General features: G+C 45.2%; 17 protein-coding genes and 1 riboswitch. Of the genes, 4 read left to right on the top strand and 13 right to left on the bottom strand.

What is annotated here, in order from left to right:
- Positions 1-13 precede the first annotated feature (13 nt).
- Positions 14-1,060: a [FeFe] hydrogenase H-cluster radical SAM maturase HydE gene (hydE, locus tag B9A22_RS00525; RefSeq protein WP_084573639.1), complete on the bottom strand. Its 1,047-nt coding sequence runs from the start codon at positions 1,058-1,060 to the stop codon at positions 14-16.
- 164 nt (positions 1,061-1,224) lie between these two features.
- Positions 1,225-1,322: riboswitch (SAM riboswitch) on the top strand.
- Between the two features lie 76 nt (positions 1,323-1,398).
- Between hydE and B9A22_RS00520 the strand changes: the two genes are divergently transcribed.
- A complete protein-coding gene (locus B9A22_RS00520; RefSeq protein ID WP_084573638.1) occupies positions 1,399-2,544 on the top strand; it encodes a trans-sulfuration enzyme family protein in 1,146 nt (381 codons plus the stop codon).
- Between the two features lie 19 nt (positions 2,545-2,563).
- Here the strand turns inward: B9A22_RS00520 and B9A22_RS00515 are convergent, their stop codons facing one another.
- The 11 genes from B9A22_RS00515 to B9A22_RS00465 form a co-directional block, all read right to left on the bottom strand.
- Positions 2,564-3,112, bottom strand: coding sequence for a cupin domain-containing protein (locus B9A22_RS00515; protein ID WP_217805834.1), 549 nt, complete (start codon positions 3,110-3,112; stop codon positions 2,564-2,566).
- Between the two features lie 72 nt (positions 3,113-3,184).
- Positions 3,185-4,096 (bottom strand): aminopeptidase, encoded by a 912-nt coding sequence (locus B9A22_RS00510; RefSeq protein WP_084573636.1) that lies wholly within the window; start codon positions 4,094-4,096, stop codon positions 3,185-3,187.
- Complete coding sequence (locus B9A22_RS00505) at positions 4,089-5,054, bottom strand: oligopeptide/dipeptide ABC transporter ATP-binding protein (RefSeq protein ID WP_084573911.1); 966 nt, start codon at positions 5,052-5,054, stop codon at positions 4,089-4,091. Before B9A22_RS00505 ends, B9A22_RS00510 begins: the two co-directional genes overlap by 8 nt.
- Entirely contained in the window at positions 5,023-6,036 is a 1,014-nt protein-coding gene (locus B9A22_RS00500; protein ID WP_084573635.1) for an ABC transporter ATP-binding protein, read from the bottom strand. Before B9A22_RS00500 ends, B9A22_RS00505 begins: the two co-directional genes overlap by 32 nt.
- A gap of 15 nt (positions 6,037-6,051) precedes the next feature.
- Positions 6,052-6,891 (bottom strand): ABC transporter permease, encoded by an 840-nt coding sequence (locus B9A22_RS00495; protein ID WP_139796110.1) that lies wholly within the window; start codon positions 6,889-6,891, stop codon positions 6,052-6,054.
- Between the two features lies 1 nt (position 6,892).
- Positions 6,893-7,909, bottom strand: coding sequence for an ABC transporter permease (locus tag B9A22_RS00490; protein ID WP_084573634.1), 1,017 nt, complete (start codon positions 7,907-7,909; stop codon positions 6,893-6,895).
- Between the two features lie 69 nt (positions 7,910-7,978).
- Positions 7,979-9,556, bottom strand: a complete 1,578-nt coding sequence (locus B9A22_RS00485; RefSeq protein WP_084573633.1) for an ABC transporter substrate-binding protein — start codon at positions 9,554-9,556, stop codon at positions 7,979-7,981.
- Positions 9,557-9,843: 287 nt separating this feature from the next.
- Entirely contained in the window at positions 9,844-12,993 is a 3,150-nt protein-coding gene (locus tag B9A22_RS00480; RefSeq protein WP_084573632.1) for an efflux RND transporter permease subunit, read from the bottom strand.
- A gap of 14 nt (positions 12,994-13,007) precedes the next feature.
- Positions 13,008-14,174: an efflux RND transporter periplasmic adaptor subunit gene (locus B9A22_RS00475; RefSeq protein ID WP_084573631.1), complete on the bottom strand. Its 1,167-nt coding sequence runs from the start codon at positions 14,172-14,174 to the stop codon at positions 13,008-13,010.
- A gap of 24 nt (positions 14,175-14,198) precedes the next feature.
- Entirely contained in the window at positions 14,199-15,494 is a 1,296-nt protein-coding gene (locus tag B9A22_RS00470) for a TolC family protein (RefSeq protein ID WP_084573630.1), read from the bottom strand.
- A gap of 17 nt (positions 15,495-15,511) precedes the next feature.
- Positions 15,512-16,948 carry an MDR family MFS transporter gene (locus B9A22_RS00465; RefSeq protein WP_084573629.1) on the bottom strand — a complete coding sequence of 479 codons (1,437 nt, stop codon included), beginning with the start codon at positions 16,946-16,948 and terminating at the stop codon, positions 15,512-15,514.
- 242 nt (positions 16,949-17,190) lie between these two features.
- Here B9A22_RS00465 and B9A22_RS00460 point away from each other — a divergent pair, with 242 nt between their 5' ends.
- The 3 genes from B9A22_RS00460 (at position 17,191) to B9A22_RS00450 (ending at position 20,948) form a co-directional block, all read left to right on the top strand.
- The gene (locus B9A22_RS00460; protein ID WP_245823731.1) at positions 17,191-17,622 is read left to right on the top strand and encodes a MarR family winged helix-turn-helix transcriptional regulator; all 432 of its coding nucleotides are present in this window, start codon (positions 17,191-17,193) and stop codon (positions 17,620-17,622) included.
- A 674-nt stretch (positions 17,623-18,296) separates the two neighbouring features.
- Positions 18,297-19,541, top strand: coding sequence for an ATP-binding protein (locus tag B9A22_RS00455; RefSeq protein WP_245823729.1), 1,245 nt, complete (start codon positions 18,297-18,299; stop codon positions 19,539-19,541).
- A gap of 234 nt (positions 19,542-19,775) precedes the next feature.
- A complete protein-coding gene (locus B9A22_RS00450) occupies positions 19,776-20,948 on the top strand; it encodes a GNAT family N-acyltransferase (RefSeq protein WP_084573627.1) in 1,173 nt (390 codons plus the stop codon).
- A 62-nt stretch (positions 20,949-21,010) separates the two neighbouring features.
- Here B9A22_RS00450 and B9A22_RS00445 read toward each other — a convergent pair whose 3' ends face one another.
- On the bottom strand, positions 21,011-21,958 hold the full coding sequence (locus tag B9A22_RS00445; RefSeq protein ID WP_084573626.1) for an ABC transporter permease: 948 nt from the start codon (positions 21,956-21,958) through the stop codon (positions 21,011-21,013).
- Positions 21,959-21,966 lie beyond the last annotated feature (8 nt).

Below are 21,966 nucleotides of genomic sequence, written 5' to 3'. Positions count from 1 at the left end.
TCCATTTGCTCTACTACGCGCGTTTTTCCCTGAATCCATGCGTCTCAGAGACTTTTCGACCAATGCCCTGAATTTTGCCGGTAATGCAAGACCGGCAGTGAGCTGGCGTGTCATTAATACATATCTTTCCAGGATACAAAAGATACATTTGGCGATACTCACCCTCAGTAACATTAGGCATTACCACATTGGCGCCACGCTGCAGCGCTAGCACCCGGCCCTGGGGATTGAGCGATTCCATCGCCGTAGTCGCCGGAATATTAATATCAGGCAATAGCAGGCGGGTCATCGCCATAACTTTGGTGCTTAGCTCAAAAGTACCACCAATTTCAGCAGCAAGCGGCGTATCAGGATTAGGAATAAACGGTCCTACCCCTATCATATCAGCGTCCATCTTTTTAAAGAAAAGAATATCGTCAGCCAATGACTCAATTGTTTGTCCCGGAATACCGACCAAGCAGCCTGTACCCAATTCAAAACCCAGTTCTTTGATATCCTTCAGACACCGCACCCGGTTATCCCAGCTCATACCCGGATCTAATTTTTCGTAAAGGCCTTTGTCTGTAGTCTCAATTCTGAGAAGATATCGATCAGCGCCAGCTTCGCGATATGCCTGGTACACTTCTCGGGGCTTTTCACCCACACTAAGGGTTATCGCTAAGCCAAGCTCTTTAATTTTCTTAATAATGTTGACCATAGTATCAACGTCAAAACATTCATCTTCACCAGACTGGAGTACTACTGTGCGGTAGCCGTAGGATTTAGCTTTGACGGCAAAATCAAGAATAGTATCAGTGTCCAGCCGGTAACGATCTACCTTTTTATTATCACGCCTAAGTCCACAATATAGGCAGTTCTGTTTACAAATATTCGAAAACTCAATCAGGCCGCGCAGGTGGACTTCATCACCCACATATTTTCGCCGCACCCGATCCGCGGCCGCAAAAAACTCATCTACATATTGATTATCTGTTAATAGCGTAACAATTTCACTCTTAGAAAGTTCATGGGTTGTTTCGGCTTTTTTGATTAACGCCTGAATATCTGTCACATCAGTCATAGTATCACGGCCTCCTATATTCCCCAAAACAGATGTTTCCTTTTGAAATTATGATATATGGTTTTCGAACTGGCGTCAATAAGAAGAACATAATCCACCACGACCAAATGTATATTGACAAATGTTAATAATTATGACAAAATGATATCCAATAATTGAATACAAACTTATCAAGAGTGGTAGAGGGACTGGCCCTATGATACCCAGCAACCAGCGTTTACGCAAGGTGCTAAATCCAGCGGAGCAATCCGGAAGATGAGTTATCAGCGTATATAAGCAGCTCTTCTTGTGGAAGAGCTGCTTTTTGTCTGCCATTATTATACGAGGAGATGATCATTATGAAATTTGCAACTAAAGTCGTTCAAGCCGGTCTGGTTACTGACAAAACAACAGGTGCCATCAGCACTCCTATTTACCAGACAGCTACCTTCCGTCACCCTGAGCTTGGCCGGAGCACAGGCTATGACTATTCCCGTAGTCAAAATCCAACCCGTAAAGCAGTAGAAGAAGCTGTAGCGAATCTTGAAGAAGGCCACGCCGGCTTTGCCTTTGCCTCTGGCATGGCGGCCATTACGTCCATACTTATGCTTTATCGTCCTGGCGATCACATCATCATAACAGAAGACTGTTATGGCGGGACATACCGTATTCTGGACAAAATATTTACCCAGTTTGGCCTCACTGCTACTTTTGTCGATACCGGCGACATCACCCAAGTACAACAGGCAATTCTGCCAGCAACCAAAGCCATTCTGCTTGAAACTCCGACAAATCCACTGATGAAAATCGCTGATATAAAAGCCATTGTTGCTCTCGCCCGGAAAAGCAGTGAAACTCCCATTCATGTTATTGTTGACAACACCTTTTTGTCTCCCTATTTTCAACGTCCTCTACCCCTTGGCGCTGACATAGTAGTTCACAGCGGTTCCAAATATTTATCAGGCCATAACGATGTCATCTGTGGCCTTGTTGTAGCCAAAGATGCTGCTCTCTGTGAAAGAATTGGCTTTGTCCAGAATGCTGTTGGCGCTGTTCTTGGGCCGCAGGACAGTTGGCTGCTGCTGCGCGGCCTGAAAACCCTGGCCCTTAGATTACGCCAGCATGAAGAAAACGCGCTGGCTGTCGCCAAATGGCTTACCTCTCATCCAAGCGTTACCAAAGTTTATTACCCGGGACTGCCAGATCATCCAGGCAAAGAAATACAGGACGCCCAGGCCACAGGCTACGGCGGCATGCTGTCTTTTGTCGTAGATCATCCTCGTCTGCCTGAACAAGTGCTGCGTAAAGTAAAAATTCTCCAATTTGCCGAAAGCTTAGGCGGTGTCGAATCCTTAATTACCTTCCCGGCGGTGCAAACCCATGCCGATATTCCAGCCGAAATCCTTCAGCGGTTAGGCATCAGTGATTGTCTGCTGCGTTTGTCGGTAGGCATAGAAGATGTTGATGATATTATCGCAGATTTAGCGCAGGCGCTGGAAGCGTAAAGAAAAGGAGTGTGGGTCATTAGAAAGTCGGCGGCGTCATGGTCCATATGGAAATTGCGGTCACATCGCCGATATTGATAAAGCGGTGTGGCACGGTGCTGTCCAGATAAATACTGTCCCCTTCATGCAGGATATATTCTTTACTGCCCCAGCGAATTTTCATGATTCCTTGCAGCATATAGCCGCATTCCTCACCCTCATGGCAAATTAGCTCATCAAAATTTTCCATTCCTGGCTCGATTTTTATCAGTAAGAATTCCATCTTTCTGTTTAAATGGGGACTCAGCAATTCATAAGTAACATTGGATTTAGGCAGGATGATTTTTTTTCTCTCATCTTTGCGAACAACCGGATTATCCATCTCATACTCGTCAAAAAAGTAGTTAATATGAACATTCAATGCCTTTGCTACCTTCCAGAGCGACCATACTGAGGGTACAATAATATCCCGTTCCATTTGGCTGATCAAACCGGAGCTCAGGTCTGCCATCTGAGCAAGCTGCTCGATAGTGCACTTTTGTTCCTTGCGCAGATTCCGTATTTTTTCCCCTAGTTGCAAAGCCTTCACCCACTAGCTAGTTTTATTTGGCGCATACCATTTTCCCGCGGCTTCAGGCATCATGGTATGCGCTGCTTCACTTCACGCATTGCTTTCAAAATAAGGCAACTTAACATAAGGTGTGGTTTCAATACGGGGATTGCGAACTACCATATCGACATGACAAATACACTTGTTCTTCCCCAGATTATAGCTGTCACCAAGAGCAAAATGCACAGTGCCTGCAGCTTTCTCATCGACGGAAATATTGCGAACGACCTGTCGGTGGTCCGGGTTGAGCCCAAGGGCGAATTCGCCGATGAGATAAATGTCCGGACCGTGCGGCTTAATATATTCTGCAAACTGCGGTGAACAATCAACAAGTTTGCCACACTTAAATTCAAGGCGCTGTGGCTCCCGGGGCAGCCAGGAACGGCTGACAGTACCATCAATGACGATAACTCCCGTAAAGGTATCCTCAACAGGACAGGTATAAATCTCTCCGTCAGGCATCTGCGCCAGCCCGTCATTGCGGCAAAAGCCATTGGCAATAATCCAGGAACGCCCTCTGACCGAAAAAGTGATGTCGGTACCTAATTCAGATGTAATATGGAAGGAATCCACTTTACTAAGTTCCCGTTTTATTATCTCCAGTTGCTGCGCCAGAATATTATAATCGGTGATACCCCAGAAGTCATCCTGCAAATAGTCATCACGCCAGTCAAACAAGGACACGATCCGGCAACCGGCGCTTTGCATCCGGTTGCGTTGCCGGCGGCACAGATCATATCCGGGTGCCTCTGGCTCGTACAGTTCAATGGCGTGACTAACACCATCCAGACCGGATTCTTCGTTAAAACTGGCCAGGCTGTTGATTAACAGTGTGGGATAAGGCAGCAAACCGGCTATGGTTTGGGCCAATGCTTTTTGGCTTTGATAACAGACAGCTACCCGCCCTACCGGAACGCCGCCCCCTTGCAAGGATGCAACCAGATTCTCCCGTAATTTACGCATTTCTTCCAACCTCCCAACAAGCAACCTGATGATCGGGACCGCAATCCTGAAGCTCAGGCATAACCTGACTGCAAACACTGGACGCCTGCCTGCACCGTAAGCGGTACAAACAACCGGAACTTACCTGTTTTTTATTGCTTTCGTTCCCGCAATCCGGACGATTTGAGGCTAAAGGTTTGCCGATGGCAGGTACAGCACTGATTAACTCCTGGGTGTACGGATGAACCGGATTGAGCATGATGTCATCAGCCTTGCCTGTTTCAAGGATCTTACCCAGGTACATGACTGCCGCGCGATTGGCTACATATTTTACCACTGCCAAATTATGGGATATAAAAACATAAGTCAATCCCAGCTTTTTTTGCAACTGCTGCAACAGATTCAAAACCTGTGCCTGTACCGATACGTCCAGAGCCGATGTTGGCTCATCCAGAATCAATATTTCCGGTTCAGTCGTTAAAGCCCGCGCAATAGACAGCCGCTGACGCTGTCCGCCACTGAATTCATGCGGGTACCTGCGCAAATGATCACTGGTCAGTCCGACAAGGTTTAGCAGTGATACCGCTTTGCCGCGCATGTCGTCCTGAGTCCATTTTCCCAGAACACGCATCGGCTCGGTAATGATTTGTTCAACATTCATTCGCGGATTTAGGGAAGAGTAAGGATCCTGAAAAATAATCTGTATGCGCGGACGTAAAGGTCGCAGCCTGGCTTCCGGCAGATGAGATATTTCTACCCCCTCCAGAAAGATCCGCCCGCCTGTAGGCTCTTCCAAACGGACGATCAAATTGGCCAGCGTACTTTTCCCGCAGCCGGATTCCCCGACAATGCCAAGGGTATCGCCTTTATTGACAGCAAGTGTTACCCCGTCGACCGCCCGGAAGATACTTTCTTTGCCCAGATATGTTTTCTTTACAAAATGTTTTTCAACAGCATCCAGTTTTAGCAACGGCTGCATCTCCAGCTTCCTCCTCTGCTACCAACCAGCAGCGAACAGTATGTCCGGCCCGCACGGTTATATTCTCCGGTTTCTTGCCTGTACAAATATCCTGGGTACAGGAACAACGCGGCTGAAACCGGCAGCCTGGCAAAATACTGCGCACATCCGGAACCGTTCCGGGAATGGCTGACAGTTGTCCGGCCATTGTGGAAAAGTCTGGAATAGCAGCAAGCAGCGCTTGGGTATAGGGGTGCCGGGGTGTGTGCAATAATTGAGCCGTCCCGCCACATTCCACAACCTCGCCGGCATACATGACCGCCACCCGGTCACAGATTTGCGAAACCACGCCCAGGTCATGGGAAATAAAAATTACGGCAGCGCCGGTTTGTTTGACAGCCTCCTGCAGCAGCCGTAATATCTGCGCCTGAATGGTAACATCAAGCGCAGTGGTCGGCTCGTCGGCGATTAAGAGCGCCGGCGAGCATGACAACGCAATGGCAATCATGACCCGCTGCCGCATCCCGCCACTCAACTCGTGAGGATAACTCCGTAAAATGCGTTCTGGCTCCCGAATGTGAACAGCTTCCAGCATGGCTGTCGCATGTGCTTCGGCCTGCCTTTTACTCATATCCTGATGTGTCATGATCACATCGGTCAGCTGTCGGCCAATGGTAAACACCGGATTCAGGCTGGTCATGGGCTCCTGAAAGATCATTGCCATCTCTTTACCCCTAATTTTCCTCATTTCTGCCGGCGTTTTCCGCGTCAATTCCTGACCGCGGAAACTAATGCTTCCGCCGGTAATAGCTGCTTTCCCGCCTGGCAGAAGTTGCATAATAGCCGCCGCCGTAATCGACTTGCCGGAGCCGGACTCGCCAACCAGACCCAGAATTTCGCCACCAGTCACCGTTAACGATACCTCATGCAAAACCCGCGCTTTCTCGCGACCAATAGTGAGATCGACCGCGAGATCACAGATAGACAGTACTGAATTCTCCATGTGCATTCTCCCTGATTAGTTTTTGGCCCGCGGGTCCAATATGTCACGAATCCCGTCGCCCAGCAAATTAAACCCTACAACAGTAATGAAGATAGCCACTCCGGGAAAACCGGCATACCACCACTGATCAATCGCATACGAACGGGCCGTGCTGATCATGGCACCCCATTCAGGAGTCGGCGGCTGGGCGCCCAGCCCGATAAAGCTCAGCGACGCCGCAGTCAAAATGGCTTCCCCAATGCCGAGCGTCATCTGAATCAGTACAGGAGCAATACAGTTTGGAATAATATGCCGGGGAATGATCCACAGCGGCGTGGCGCCAAAGGTACGCGCGGCCCGGACATATTGCCGTTCTTTCAATGACAATACCTGTCCCCGCACCAAACGAATGTAAACAGGAATCTTCACAACTGCTACAGCCAGCATAGTATTAAACAAGCTGGGGCCGAGTGCGGCCGCCAACGCCATGGCTAAAACCATGGAGGGAAAGGACAAGACAATATCAGTCAACGCCATGACAGCCTGATCTGTTTTGCCGCCCTGATAGCCAGCAGCACTGCCGATGATCGTTCCGGTCACCGCCGCAATGACAACAATAGCCAGACCAACTTGTACCGATATTCGGCAGCCGTAAATCACCCGGCTCAGGATATCCCGCCCCATTTCGTCAGTGCCGAACCAGTGCTGCGCCCCGGGTGGCTGTAATCTGGCCGGCACATCGATAGCAACAGGATCGTAGGGAGCAATCACCGGCGCACCAAGACCAATGACCAGCATCAGTAACACAATAATTGAACCCATGAGGGTCAAGGAATTGCGACGTAAAATAGCAAATGTTTTGCAGGCACTCATCATATTAGTCGGCCTCCCTGATCTGAGGGTCAAGCACCCGGTATAGCAAATCAACCAACAGATTGATCAGAACATACCCGACAGAAACCACCAGCGTAAACCCCATGATGGCGGGAAAATCAAGAAAAGCCACTGAGTCCACGACATATTTCCCCATACCGGGCCAACCGAAAATAGTTTCGGTAATAATAGCGCCACCCAGCAATTCGCCGAGAATTAACCCGGCTACCGTCACTGTCGGCAATAAGGCATTTTTCAATGCATACTGATAAATAATCTTCCATTCAGCAAGACCACAGGCTCTGGCTGTACGAATATAGTCCTGCGCCAACGCATCGATCATGCTGGAGCGCACCTGCCGCGCGATAACCGCCAGTTGGATATAAGCCAGACAACTGGCAGGCAGCACCAGATGCTCGGCAGCGCTCACCACTACCTGCCAATTGCCTGCCAATATGCCATCAATAATATACATCCCGGTTACATAGGCCGGTGGACTGATGAAGGAGTCCAGCCGCCCGGAAGCCGGAAACCATTGCAGCCATTTATAAAAGATAATCATGACCACCAGACCGGACCAGAATAAGGGAGTGGAAACGCCGATGAGGGAAATAATACGGCTTATATGGTCAACCCACCGGTCACGCCGGACAGCGGCAGCTACCCCCAGCAAGATCCCGAAAACCAAAGCAAGCAGCATGCTAACCAGCGTAAGCTCCAGCGTAGCCGGAAAATACTTCTTTAGCTCCTTGGCAATCGGTTGCTGAGTACGAATGGAGGTGCCCATATCCCCCTGTAGCAAATCTGTCATATACCGGAGATATTGAATAGGGACAGGTTTATCCAGCCCCAGCTCTACCCTAACCTTTTCCAGCGTTTCCTGGCTCGCCCGCTGTCCCACCAGCATCCGCGCCGGATCGCCCGGAATCACATGGGATATGGCAAAGGTAATGATAGATACCCCCAGAAATACTACCAGCAAATGAGGTAAACGTTTAATTAAGTAGCGTAAAACAAACATCTTCTCCCTCCAAAGCGCAGATATGGATATGCCGCAACATATCCATATCCCCAAACACTCATACTACTATCAGTTCTTCTTCATGCTTTCAAAGTTGTACATGGATTCCAACATAGGGTTGTACACGTAGCCCTGCACGTTTTTGCGCATGGCGACCATACTGTTGCTCTGGAACAGTAAAATATACGGAGCCTCTTCCAGGACAATCGCCTGAGCTTGCTGGTAGAGCTTGGTGCGTGCCCCCTGGTCACTGATCTGTTCGGCCTCACGCAGCAGTGCGTCTACCGCATCGTTTTTATAAAATGCCCGGTTACCGGCCAGACCGAACATCCGGGAGTCGTACCAATATGTCATGAACATCTGGGGATCGGCGTAATCCGGGCTCCAGGCTCCAAGACACAGATCGTAATCAGCCCGATCCACCTTGTCTCTTAACGTAGCCCATGCTATTTTTTCCAGTTCAACTTTTACCCCAATTTTCGCCAGATTGTCCTGCAGCAGCAAAGCCTCACTTTCCCAGAAGCTCTTGTAATCGGAATAAAGTAGCTTCAACGTCAGCCCCTGAGCAAAACCGGCCTCTGCCAGAAGTTGTTTGCCTTTTTCAATGTTAAGGTTATATCCTTTTGCATTGGGATCATATCCCCACAATCCTTCGGGAATTGGTCCTTTCAATTGAATGCCTTTGCCTTTGATCGCTCCCTGGATGATGGCATTATGATCAATGGCATAGTTTAGGGCCTGCCGGACCTTGACATTATCAAGCGGCGCCTTCTTGTTGTTCAGATACACATAACTGACCAGCAGACTGGGACTTTCAACAATCTGGAGATCCGGTTTGGTTTTCAACTGATCGAGTTGTTCAGTGGGAATACTCTCCGCAATGTCGATATCGCCATTTTCCAGTTGCAGGCGCTGAGCCGATGGATCTTTAATAAACTGGATGAGTACCGTCTTCAGTGCAGGCGCGCCGCCCCAATAGTCATTCACTGCCTGGAGCTTAATATTCTGGCCCAGATTCCACTCCTTCAGATCGTAAGCGCCGCTGCCCATGGTATGATCGACAAGATAACCGGAAGCTAAATCGCCGTTCTTTTCATGTGCCATAACCTTGGGATTGATGATGCTGGCCGCGTTTGTTGCCAGCGTATATAAAAACGGCGGAAAGGGTTTTTCCATTACAAATTTTACTGTATAATCATCAACAACTTCCACTGCTTTCAGTGTCGGGAAATAGTCGGCAGGTCCTTTCTTAATTTTCATGACCCTATCGAAACTGAACTTTACCGCCTGTGCCGTCAGTGGGCTGCCATCATGAAATTTAATATTTTTACGGAGTTTAAATATCCACTCCTTGCCATCAGGGCTTACCGACCAGGATTCTGCTGCCATTGGTTCAACCTCAGTGCTGCTTTTACCATTATTGGTTTTATATTGGACAAGACGGTCATAACAGGGATAGGTAATTTTCCAAGAAGCATTGTCCATTGTTGCAGCCGGATCTAAAGTTGCCAAATCCAGAGACATACCGACAACCAAAACATCATTGGGTACCTTTTTGCTGGCTTGCTCTGCCGGTTTGCTGCTGCCACAGCCGCCCAGAACCATGACCAGTAACACCAGCACCATCAGATAACTTAACTTTTTCATGCTTTCCCCCCATTTCAAATAATGCTTTACTATATAAAATAAATCTTTTCATGGCCTACTGACAAAACTGCTGGCTTCAATATGCCATGCAAAGATTTATATTGAGAATAAAAAAACCTTTCAAGCAGTTTTACCTGCCTGAAAGGCTGCATCGCCTCATTAATTGGAAATCTTTTCTATACTGTTTCTTCACTATCTTGAAAATTCCTGCTATACCTACATGGAAATTTCATTTTATTATATATTTTCTGCAAGTTATCTGGTAAAGAGGCTTTTTCCCAAATAACTTAATGTACATTTACAGACTTGCTTCCACCTTTACGCCAGCTAGTAACCTTTTCTGTTATAATTTCTACCACAACAAAAAGAACAGGGATTAAGAATATTCCCATCGCTGTCGCTGTAAACATACCGCCAACAACTGCTGTTCCCATAGAATTTCTGGCACCGGCACCGGCACCAGTGGCTATCGCTAATGGAATGCAGCCAATAATAAAGGCGAGTGATGTCATAATGATCGGACGCAGACGGGTTTTTGCCGCTTCAATGGCAGCTTGAACTGGATTCATTCCCTGGTCAACCCTGACTTTGGCGAACTCAACTATTAATATTGCATTCTTCGCAGCCAGACCAATGAGCATGATTAACCCGATTTGCATATATACGCTATTTTCCAAATTCCGCACATACTGGAAGAGGAAGGCTCCAAAAACACCAGTTGGTACTGTTAGCAATACCGCAAAAGGAACACTCCAGCTTTCATAGAGAGCAGCCAGACACAAAAAGACAAAGATAATCGCCATACCAAACACAATCGGCGTCCGCGATCCGGAAAGTTTTTCCTCACGACTTTGCCCAGACCACTCATAGGTATAACCATTAGATAAGGTTTGCTCTGCCACTTCTTCCAGGGCAGTCATGGCCTGACCGGAGCTGTACCCAGAGGCCGGTGTACCGCTGATTTGAACAGCTTTCACCCCATTAAACCGAGTAATGATCGTTGGTGCGTTAATCTTTTTCGGTTTAAGCAGAGTATTCAATGGCACCATTGTATCATTAGAACTTTTTACATTAAGGAACCGCGTCGCGTTCACATCACCACGAAATGAATTTTCTGCCTGCACCGTAACCTTGTAGGAACGACCAAATTTATTAAAATCATTTACCTCAGTACCGCCCAGGAATACCTGCAACGCCGTGAATACGTCATCAACAGCTACACCAAGTTGTTCGGCCTTCTCTCGGTCTACCTCAAATTCATAGCTCGGGGTATTGGTTTTAAAGGTAGACATAACCGAGGCAATCTCCGGACGCTCTTTCGCAGCCGCCACGAACTTTTGGGCCATACTGTCCAAATCATTCAGTGAACCGCCGCTCCGATCTTGCAGCATCAGAGAAAAGCCGCCGACCGTTCCCAACCCTGGTAAACTAGGCGGAGCAAACGCAATCGCCGTGGCTTCAGGAAACTGAGCTCCACTCGTGAAAGTCTGACCTATTTGAGCTTTTAGCTGTAATTGGGGCATTTGCCGCTTGTCCCAGGAATCCAGGGTAACAAACATAGCTCCAGCATTCGTCTTAGTACCGCCCCCCATTATATCCAATCCTGATAGCGCCATGATATTGTGAACGCCGGACTGAGCACTTACTTTTTCGGTAAATTGCCTCATCACATCAATGGTTCGGTTCAGGCTGGACGCTTCCGGCAAAGTGATAGCCGTTATATAGTAGCCCTGATCTTCCTCTGGCACAAAGGAAGACGGTACCATTTTATATAACCCACCGGTCAAGATGAGTAAGACTGCCAATAAAACTAGGCACAGTCGGGCTTTAGGAATAAGTTTGCAGAGCCCGCTGCCATACCGCACAATACTTCTTTCAAACCAATTATTGAAAGCGCTGAAAAATCTAGCCAATAAACCACTGTGCGCCTGTGGATCATGGGGTTTAAGCAGCAATACACACAGGGCCGGCGTAAGTGATAAAGCAACAATAGCCGACAAAGCCATCGATACCACAATGGTTAATGCAAATTGCTTGTACAAAATTCCCGTAGTACCATCCAAAAAAGCAACTGGGATAAATACTGACGCCAGTACAAACGCAATGGCAATTACTGGGCCGGACACCTCACTCATTGCTCGCTTGGTGGCCTCAAGGGGGGAAAGGCTAGAATACCGCATATGATGCTCGACTGCCTCTATAACAACAATCGCATCATCAACAACAAGCCCTATGGCCAGTACCATCGCAAATAACGTAAGTGTGTTGATAGTAAAGCCTAGTGTACTAAAAGCAGCAAAGGTGCCCAGCAAGGATACCGGAATTGCCAGCAAAGGAATCAACGTGGCCCGCCAGCTCTGCAGGAACACAAACACCACAATTACAACAAGCAGTAGTGCTTCGGCAAAGGTTTTAACTACCTCCACCATTGATTCGCGTACGAATTCAGTATTATCAACCACAAGTTTATATTCCATATCGCCGGGAAAATTCTTCGACGATTTTTCCAGCACCTTTTTTACATTGCTAATCGTCTCTAAGGCATTGGCATCACTGGTTAGCTTAACGGCAAACCCACCTGCCACATGATTATTCAGCAAGCCGTTAAAATTATATTCCTTACTGCCCAACTCCACCCGAGCGATATCCTTAATCCGAACAAATGAACCGTCTGCTTTCGAACGAACTATAATATTTTCAAACTCTTTCTGATCAGTGAGGCGGCCTTTTACCTTGGCTGTATACTGGAATTGCTGATCAGACGCCGTAGGCATTTTACCAAAAGCACCTGCAGCCGCCTGAATATTTTGTGATTCAATCGCTGAAGTCACTTCACCGACTGAAATCGATAATTGCGCCATCTTTTCTGGCTGCAGCCAGATCCGCATGCTGTAATCCGAGCCAAATGCCGTTACTTCGCCAACACCGCTGACCCGTTTGATATCATCAATCAGATAAATACTACCATAGTTTTTTAAGAAATTAGCATCATAATTGTCATTGGGCGACCAGAGGGTAAAAATAAGCGACATATCCTGCGAGGATTTGCGGGTTGTAACACCAGTTGTTTGCACCGTACTGGGTAAAGATGCATTGGCCTGCGCTACTCGGTTCTGTGCTTGTACTGATGCCGTATCAGAATTTTTTTCTGTTTCAAACTGTATATTCAATGAATAAGAACCGGAATCTGTACTGGTGGAAGACATATAAACCATGTCCTCGACACCATTTACCTGTTCTTCAATGACCTGGGCTACAGTTTGATCAACAACATCTGCATTAGCCCCTTGGTATGTAGTGCTTACTGAAATTGTTGGTGGCGAAATTTGCGGGTACTGTGCTACCGGCAGAGTAAAGGCGGCAGTTGTGCCCAATAAGGTAATAATAATCGACAAAACGATGGCGAAAATAGGGCGGTTAATAAAGAAATTGGCCATAATAACAACGCCCCCTATAGCTTAGCCGGAGTCTGTGCATCCGGTTGTATCATTGTTATTTGTACATCATTTCCTTGTTTTACCTTGTCGATACCGTCCACAACAACACGATCAGTGCCGCTGAGACCTTCTTCCACCAACCACATATCGCCAATTCTATCGCCAAGTTTCACTTGCCTGCTTTCGGCCTTGTTAGCGTCGGTTACGATCATAACAAAGGTATTATCCAACACTTCCTTAACCGCCTTTTGTGGAATCAGTAAAGCTCCCTGCCTCACAGTTTCTTGAGCAACTACCCGGGCAAACATCCCTGGCAACAAGTAATTTTGCGGATTATCAAAACGAGCTTTGATCGTAATCGTGCCTGTTGTATCGCTGATTCCCCGATCGATTTGCTCCACCCGACCTATGAGTGGATATTCCGTTCCGTCACTTAGTACAAGGTTCAGATGATCCTTAAAGCTGGCAGGCAGTGATCCATTGCCTTTTTGGATAAAATTCAGGTACTCAGTTTCGCTCATGCTGAACTGTACCCAAACCGGATTTATTGTGGAAACGGTAGCCATTGTTGTCGAACCGGCTGCCACATAATAACCAAGACTTACATCATTCACATCGATGCGGCCATCAACTGGCGAAACAATTAAGGTATCCTGCTCATCCTCGATGGCCTGCTGCAAGGTTGCCCGGCTAACCTCAACCGTAGCCGCTTCTTCTTCAGCCTGGGATATGTAGGAGTCTAACGTTTGCTGGGAAATTCCTTTTAGATCTGCCAATTTACGGTAGCGCTCCAAGTCTTTCTGTGTATTATTAAGTGTTGCCTGCGATTTTAGCAACGCAGCCCTGGCTGAATTAATCGCTGACCGGTATTGCTTATTATCGATTTGGAACAAAGGCTGGCCTTTATAGACAGTATCGCCGCCATTCACCATCTTCGCAACAACATTCCCAGCTACTTTTGACATGATTTTTACTTCACTTTTTGCTTTTACCTGACCCACAAATTCACGGCTGATAGGTGTATCACGCGTTACTACTTGCATAGCCTTTACCACTACAGCCTGCGGGGCTTTATTCATCTGTGTTGTGGGCAATATCCCGCTGCGTGCAACAACAATGCCAAGCAAAATAACTACAACAAACAATCCAATGTACAATTTTTTTGAACCCTTGATACTCAATTGTCATCCCTCCACCTTTCACTGCTATTGCACTGGTAAACCCATGGCCTGTTCCAGTTTAACTTTGTTCGTATTATAATCATACAATGCCTGGATATAATCCTTTTTAGCGGAGTCCAGCGATAATACCGCATCACGCAAATCAAGGTTAGTTCCAATTCCGACCTCATAACGAGCTTTCTGGATCATTAAACTTTCTTCGGCATATTCAACAGATACCTTATTGGAATCAATCCGCTTCTCGGCTTCATGCATACTCAAATAATACTCACGTACATTCAAAAGGATCGTATCACGCTGCTGCCCGGCCTTATCCAGCACCATATCCACATTATGCTGGGCTTGCTTTACGTTAGAATTGGTTAAACCGGTATCAAATACATTGATCGATGTGGTTAATTTTAATAGCCAATTGCTATTTTTTGAGCCAATTAAATGGCTGTCATACCAGTCCTGCTCGGCAGTCAAATTAACAGTCGGCCGCCGGCCGCTTTTGGCAATATCCACATCATAATTGGCACTGGCGATTTTGGCCTCATATTGGATAAGTTCGGGCCGGTGCTCCACAGCGTATTGAAGACATTCCTCCAGCGTCTTTGGATATTTTTCGTAAGCAAACTCATCTTTTAGCGTAACTTCAGTAGCATGGGGTAAACCAATAGCATTGTTCAGTGCAGCTACTGCATTTGTATAATTATTTTTGGCTTTTACCAAATTATCCTGAGAACTTGCTAGATCTACCTGGCTTGACAACACATCAGTCTTAGCAACTAGGCCCAAGTCGAATTTATCCTTAACCTGCTTCAAATGTTCTTCATAATTTTTGACCGTCTCCTGATTCACTCGTACTTCATTAAGGTATTCAAGCACGGTAAGGTACTCAGTAACCACTGTCAGTTTAAGTTGTTGTTTGGCTGCCTCCACATCCAGTTCTGCTACCTTGAGATCAAGTTTAGCCTGTTTAATTTGATTTTCCAGCTTTCCACCAGAATACAGTGGTAATGTAAGGGCGATCTGGTTATCAAAATTTGTCGTATATTCATATGCAGATGTTCCGGTCTCCGCCGGAGGAGTGTTATATCGCTGGTCGGTGTGGGTGAAATCGATGGAAATGCCTTTATTTTTCTTGGCTTCTTTCATGGCCCAATAGGATTTTTCCCTGGCAGATTTTGCATATTTTATATCATAGTTATTCTTTAAAGCCAAAGCAATACTGTCTTCTACCGATAGCTCTACCGCCGTGGCAAACGCCGGCTGGGCTAACGTCATTAGCATGGCGATCGGGATAATTGCTAGGAAATACCGCTGGTATCTGTTCATACTAACCTCCTGATAAATTATTCTGATTGTGAACTATACGCTCGTTTGATAAGCAAAGCCATTAACAGCCCAATAACAGCTAAATCAAAGCCTAACGTAAAAGAATTTTGTATCCCAGCAATTAGCGCGTTCGTTAATTCGGACGCCCCTGGGGTTCCTAAGCCTGCCAGATAACTGCGTTGTCCTGCATTCATGGTAGTAACACATAACGCAGTCCCAACCGCCCCTGCCAGTTGCTGAACGGTATTCATAACCGCGGTTCCATGCGGATATAGTCTGCGCGGCAACTGATTAAGCCCGTTCGTTTGTGCAGGCATCATGATCATGGACACGCCAATCATTAAAAAGCAATGAAGGATAATAATATTCGGCATCGTTGATGTTAGTGTAACTCGCGAAAAGAACCATAAAGTTACTGCTACAATGATCATGCCAGGAATAACCATCCGTGTTGGTCCAAATTTATCAAATAACCGGCCGGTAACCGGAGATATCAGACCGTTAAGAACTCCCCCTGGCAAAAGTACCAGTCCAATAATATAGGTAGAATATTTAAGTCCATTTTGAAGGTACAAGGGTGTAAGCAGCAGGAATGAGAATATGATCAGCATCGTAATTATTACTAACACCATCCCAAGTGAGAACATTGGATATTTCAGCACCCGCAAGTCTAGCATTGGTTCTTTCATTGTTAATTGGCGCCAAACAAAAAGAATAACTACTACTAACCCAGTGACCAGTGCAATGATTGTGGTAGGATGAGACCAACCATCAACCCCTTCTCCCGCACTACTAAGTCCGTACACCAGACCGCCAAAGCCTATCGTCGACAATAGAATGGATAAAAAATCAATTTTGATTTTCCGGACTTCGGATACATTCTGCATGGATCTACAACCAAATCCTATATCTAAAATCAGAAACGGAATAAGAACCCAGAATAACCAGTGCCAATCCAGATATTGCAAAATTAAACCAGCTACAGTCGGTGCAATAGCTGGAGCGAACATCACGATCAATCCTATCAGCCCCATTACCGAACCACGCTTTTCTGCCGGGGTAATAAGCAATATCGTATTAATCATTAATGGTATCAACAGCCCTGTTCCTGCAGCTTGAATCAATCTTCCCATTAATAGCACGGCAAAACTTGGCGAGATTGCTGCCACCAACGTGCCTAACGTAAATAAGGAAAGTGCTGTTATAAATAATTGCCTAGTGGTAAACAATTGCAACAGCAATGCTGAAACTGGCACTAGTATACTAATAACAAGCATATACCCAGTGGTTAACCATTGAACTGTCGTTGTTGAAACACTTAACTCCTTCATCAGACTGCCTAACGCAACATTTAATGACATTTCACTAAACATGCCGAGAAAGGCGCTAACCAACAAGGAAATCATAATCGGAAGAGTTTTTACATCAGTGGTATGAACGGAAGCTGTAGTCATGTATTTCTCCTTTAAGCATTAATATTTTGAAATGCGCCCCCTCCAGGGATTCGCATCAGCTCAATCGACGTTTTGAATGCTATCTTGGATTTGTAGTAGTACTCATGATATAATATAAATATTAATATACTATTAATATTTGAATATAATCAACATATGTATATAGTAAATTTTTATTTACTATATACATATGTTAACCGTTTCATGGTATACTGTCAATAAAAAATAAGGAGTGCTTTTTTTTGGATCGTGTAAAAACCGCTGAAATGATGTTTCATTTAATTCCGCTCCTTGATAAGGAGTTTGTACGACCTGTTGAACAACAATTTAAAGTCATTCTTAGTTCGATACAAATTCATGTACTAGTAATTTTAAGAGAAAAAAAAGCCACCATGACAGCACTCTCCCAGGAAATGCTCATGTCCAAGCAGCAGATGACACCGATTATTGATAAACTGGTTTCAGAAGGCTTTGCCCAGAGAGAATATGATAACCTCGATAGGAGAATTATCCGAATAGGCATAACCTCGTCTGGATTGAACATTGTTGAGAACGTCAAAGAAAAAGCAATGCTGATATTAGAGAAGAAAATCGAACATTTAGACGATCAAGATGTGCTCAGTCTAAATAATGCGATCAGTGAATTGCAGCGAATCATAAATAAAATGGCTTAATAATAAGCCTCGATCGCTCTGCAATAAATAAAAGGAAAGAGGCCAGTTATATGTAATACTGGTCTCTTTCCTTTTATTACCGTCGAGGAAAACACCTTGCAGAGGTAACAAAAACGCGCGCGAACTCTCAGTGGATGTTCTTAACCTGAATGCGCCTACCAAAAAACGCCAAATGATCCTTAAGAAGGAAAATTTGTCCTTATGTAGAACAAATATTTCATGTAATAAATTAACTTTCGCCAGGAGTAATTATGGATTATATTCAACTATCAGTAATTGGATCATCGATTGGCACGGTTTCCATAGTTCTTGTTTACATTTATTTGTATGCACTGTATCGCGAACGCTACATGGGTATATGGGCACTAAGCTGGCTCATCCTTCTCTCACGGTTTGCGATTTTCGATTCAGGACTACTCTCTTGGAAACAATCCGACTTAGGCGTGACTACATATCAAATGCTAAATATGATCAGTGCTCTAATGTTTGTATGGGGCACTTGCAATTTTGTAAACAAAAAGCTTAATAAATGGTGGTTATATGGAGTTGTCAGCATTTTCATCCTAAGTGTTGCGTTAAACGGCCTATACTCATCCTTAGCTTACAAATTGTTACCCACCATCTTTATCTGCTGCTCTGCAATCATATGGATAGGTTTAACTTTTATACGGCACTTGGAACTACCAGGAATTGGCCGCTTAATTACCGGATATGCATTCATTCTATGGAGTTTACTCAGTTTAGCTCTGCCTTTTTCACTTGGCGGATCATGGTTTGCTCCTTGGGGTTACTTATTGGGTGGGATATTGCGCCTGGTTATCGCTATGGGTACACTAATGGTATACTTTGAAAAGACCAGAACAGATCTGGTAAACAAGGAAACTCAATACCGGCTATTAGCGGAGAATGCTGTTGACGTAATCTTTCATTATCAACTACTGCCTGAACGAAAAATCGAATATATAACCCCCTCTGTTCTAACCCTCACTGGTTATACCCCCGAAGAATATTACGCCGACAATAAATTAGTTCTCAATTTGATACATCCTGATGATCATTCTCTGCTTGACAATTTTATCAGTAATCTACCACTCTCTATTGAATTTCCACTAACATTACGCCTGATTCGCAAAGATAAAACTTCCCTTTGGATCGAACAGAAATGTGTCCCTATTTATGATGGAAACGGTCATCTCATAGCATTAGAAGGTATTATTCGCGACATCACGGTGCGAAAAAAGCTGGAACAAATGACCTCAATGTTTGATAAGATGAATATGGTAGGTAGTATGGCTGCAACTGTCGCTCATGAAATTAGAAATCCGCTGACTACTGTACGCGGTTACTTGCAGGTTCTGGGAAGAAAAGAAAAATATCAAGCCGATAAAGAAAAATTCAAATTAATGATTGAGGAAATAGATAGAGCCAATACCATTATTCGGGAATATCTTTCTTTGTCCCAGAACAGGGCAATTAACTTTAAAATATGCTCTTTAAACAATATTATCGAAGCATTGTTCCCCCTAATTCAGGCAGATGCTACTACTTCAAAAATATTTGCACATATTGATCTTACTGATATTCCTGAATTACTGCTAGACGAAAATGAGATTCGCCAGTTACTGCTGAATCTAATACGTAATAGTATTGAAGCAATGCCGACAGGGGGGAACCTGATTATTCGCACCTTCGTGGAAGATACCAAAGTTGTTTTATCCATCAGCGATCAGGGCTCTGGAATACCCACACATGTACTTGATAAATTGGGTACACCGTTTATTACTACCAAAGATACAGGCACAGGTTTGGGGCTTCCAATCTGTTACCAAATAGCACACCGACACAATGCTGTTATTAGAATCAATACCAGCGATGAAGGAACTACGTTTTTTGTTTATTTTACTCTGCCAGTATCATAAAATTCCAAATCACTCCGGCCCTTTTTCAGGGAGTACAGCAATACTCCTGAAAAAGGGCTTTTTATTTACCTAAATATTATATTTTTCTACCTATTACACTATGATTTAACATTTTTTTACAAGGATTATGTAGAATCTCTCCGTATTCCCTATTAAGGGGGTGATAGTTATGACAACGTAACGTTTTCTGCAAGAATTCTTACGTCAATAACTATATGAAGGAGAGATAATAAAATGATAAACAACTATCAAAAAGCAATGTCCTGCGCAGCAGAATCATCTGAAAACTCTATTGAGATTGGCATAGCCATCACTCCATCAGAAAAAAGGGAAGTATACCATTTACGTTACCAAATCTATATAGAAGAAATGTCCAAACAGCTTGGGAATACAGACTATGTTAATAAGCTATTGTATGATGAACTTGATGAATGGACCGTTCTGCTATATGCAAAAATTGGCTCAGAGCTAATCGGCACTGCACGGATCAACATTGGCACTCTTGCACAATTTCCCCAGGAAATAGTAGACTTTCTATCTCTGGATACATTTCAAGATTTTTATACTGAACATAGTGATCATAAATTTGCCTATACTGGAAAGTTAATGATTGCTCCCGCTTATCGAAGCTCGTCAGCACTTTATCTGCTTATGGTGAAAGGTTACGAGGTTTTCTGCAGTAACCAAATACAATTCGCCTTTGGCTCTTCTAATTTTCATTTGCTGCGTCTCTATGAGCAGATGGGATTCCGCCGTTACAGCAAAAATTTTGTTGAATCAGGTTACGGTCTATTGACCCCTTTTATCTTGGTTGTAAATGATATTGACCATTTCCGTACAGTACGTTCCCCCTTTTTTCGTATAGCTCGTAAAAGAGGAGCAGTAAATATGCAAGCAGTCGAATGGTTCCATGCCAATTTCACTAAGAATTCACCTGTTATCAATAGTCAAATCGTTACAGAAGAAGAACTATGGACAGTTTTGTGTAAGCGTTTGGCTAGTCCACCAACTGAGGCTATAGCTATACTGCACAAATTATCAGTATCAGAAGCAAAAAAATTCATCCATTGCTGCGGCGCCTATGTCCAGTGTGATTCAGGCGATATAATTACCAACCAAAGTGATGTTAGTTATTCCTATAATATATTGATCTCCGGCAGGCTAAAATCATTAACTTTCCATCGCCCGGTAAAAGAGTACACCATACCTGGACAGCACTTCGGCGCAAACGGATTAACCGAGCTCACTAAGCACACTGAAGATATTGCTGCCATGGATTCCGTAGAAATATTAGTATTGTCCGGTTTGGCTTTCCAAAGGTTTTTCCACTCTCACCCAGAGATTGCCCACAAAATCGTACAAAGCATGATCAGTTTAACTAGAAGTAAACCCCTCCGCATAAAATGAATCCAAGTGTTCATGAAAGACCATGAGAAAAAAGCCCGGAAAATCCGGGCTTTTTCTCATGGCTATTCGTTTTCCCGGGCATAAGGCTGACCAAGGGCGGCGGGGGCAAATGTGCGGCGGCTGGTCATAGCCAGAACAATGATAGTCAGTACATAGGGGAACATGAGCATAAACTGATATGGAATGTTCATACCTACTGCCTGCAGGCGCAATTGGAGTGCTTCGGCAAAACCGAACAGGAGCGCGGCTCCCAATACCCGGTGCGGTTTCCAGCAGCCAAAAATAACAATGGCTAAAGCAATAAAACCTCTACCGGCGGTGATGTTGTCAACAAACCGGCCTAATAATGCCAGGGAGAGAAAAGCACCGGCTAATCCAGCTAACGCGCCGCAGAGGCATAGGCCCAGATAGCGCATGGCGACAACATTTACACCCATGGTTTCAGCAGCTCTGGGGTTCTCGCCGGCAGCCCGCAAATCCAGACCAAGTGACGTGCGAAACAGCAACCAGTAAGCTGCCGGCACAGAAATAAGCGCGGCATAGACAAATAGGTTTTGTTGAAACAAGGCCGGCCCAAGCACTGGGATATTGCTCAAAAAGGGGATTGACACAGCCGCTAAAGGCGGTATCGTAGGCGGGGTCGCAGAAATGCCGAAAATGACCCGGTAGGAAAAACTAGTCAGGCCGAGGCAGAAGATATTCAGCAGTACCCCTATAGTGGTCTGATCAAGCTGCCGTTTAATACAGAGAAAACCAAGCAGCAGGGCCATCGCCAAACCGGCCAGGGCACCGGCCAGCATTCCGGTGAGTACACTGCCGCTATAGTAGGTGGCGAAAAAGGCAGCCAGGGCACCTGTCAGCATTTGTCCTTCAATGCCAATATTTAAAACCCCGGCTCGTTCACAAAATATCTCACCCAAACCGGCAAGGTAGATTGGGACTGCCATCCGGACGGTTGCGGCGATTACACTGGTCCAAAACATCGAACCTGTCAAAATATCTACATCCATACCTTATG

Source organism: Sporomusa malonica (assembly GCF_900176355.1).
Lineage (GTDB): Bacteria > Bacillota > Negativicutes > Sporomusales > Sporomusaceae > Sporomusa > Sporomusa malonica.
Note: the sequence above shows the minus strand (reverse complement) of the source record. Positions and strands in the feature narration are given on the sequence as shown.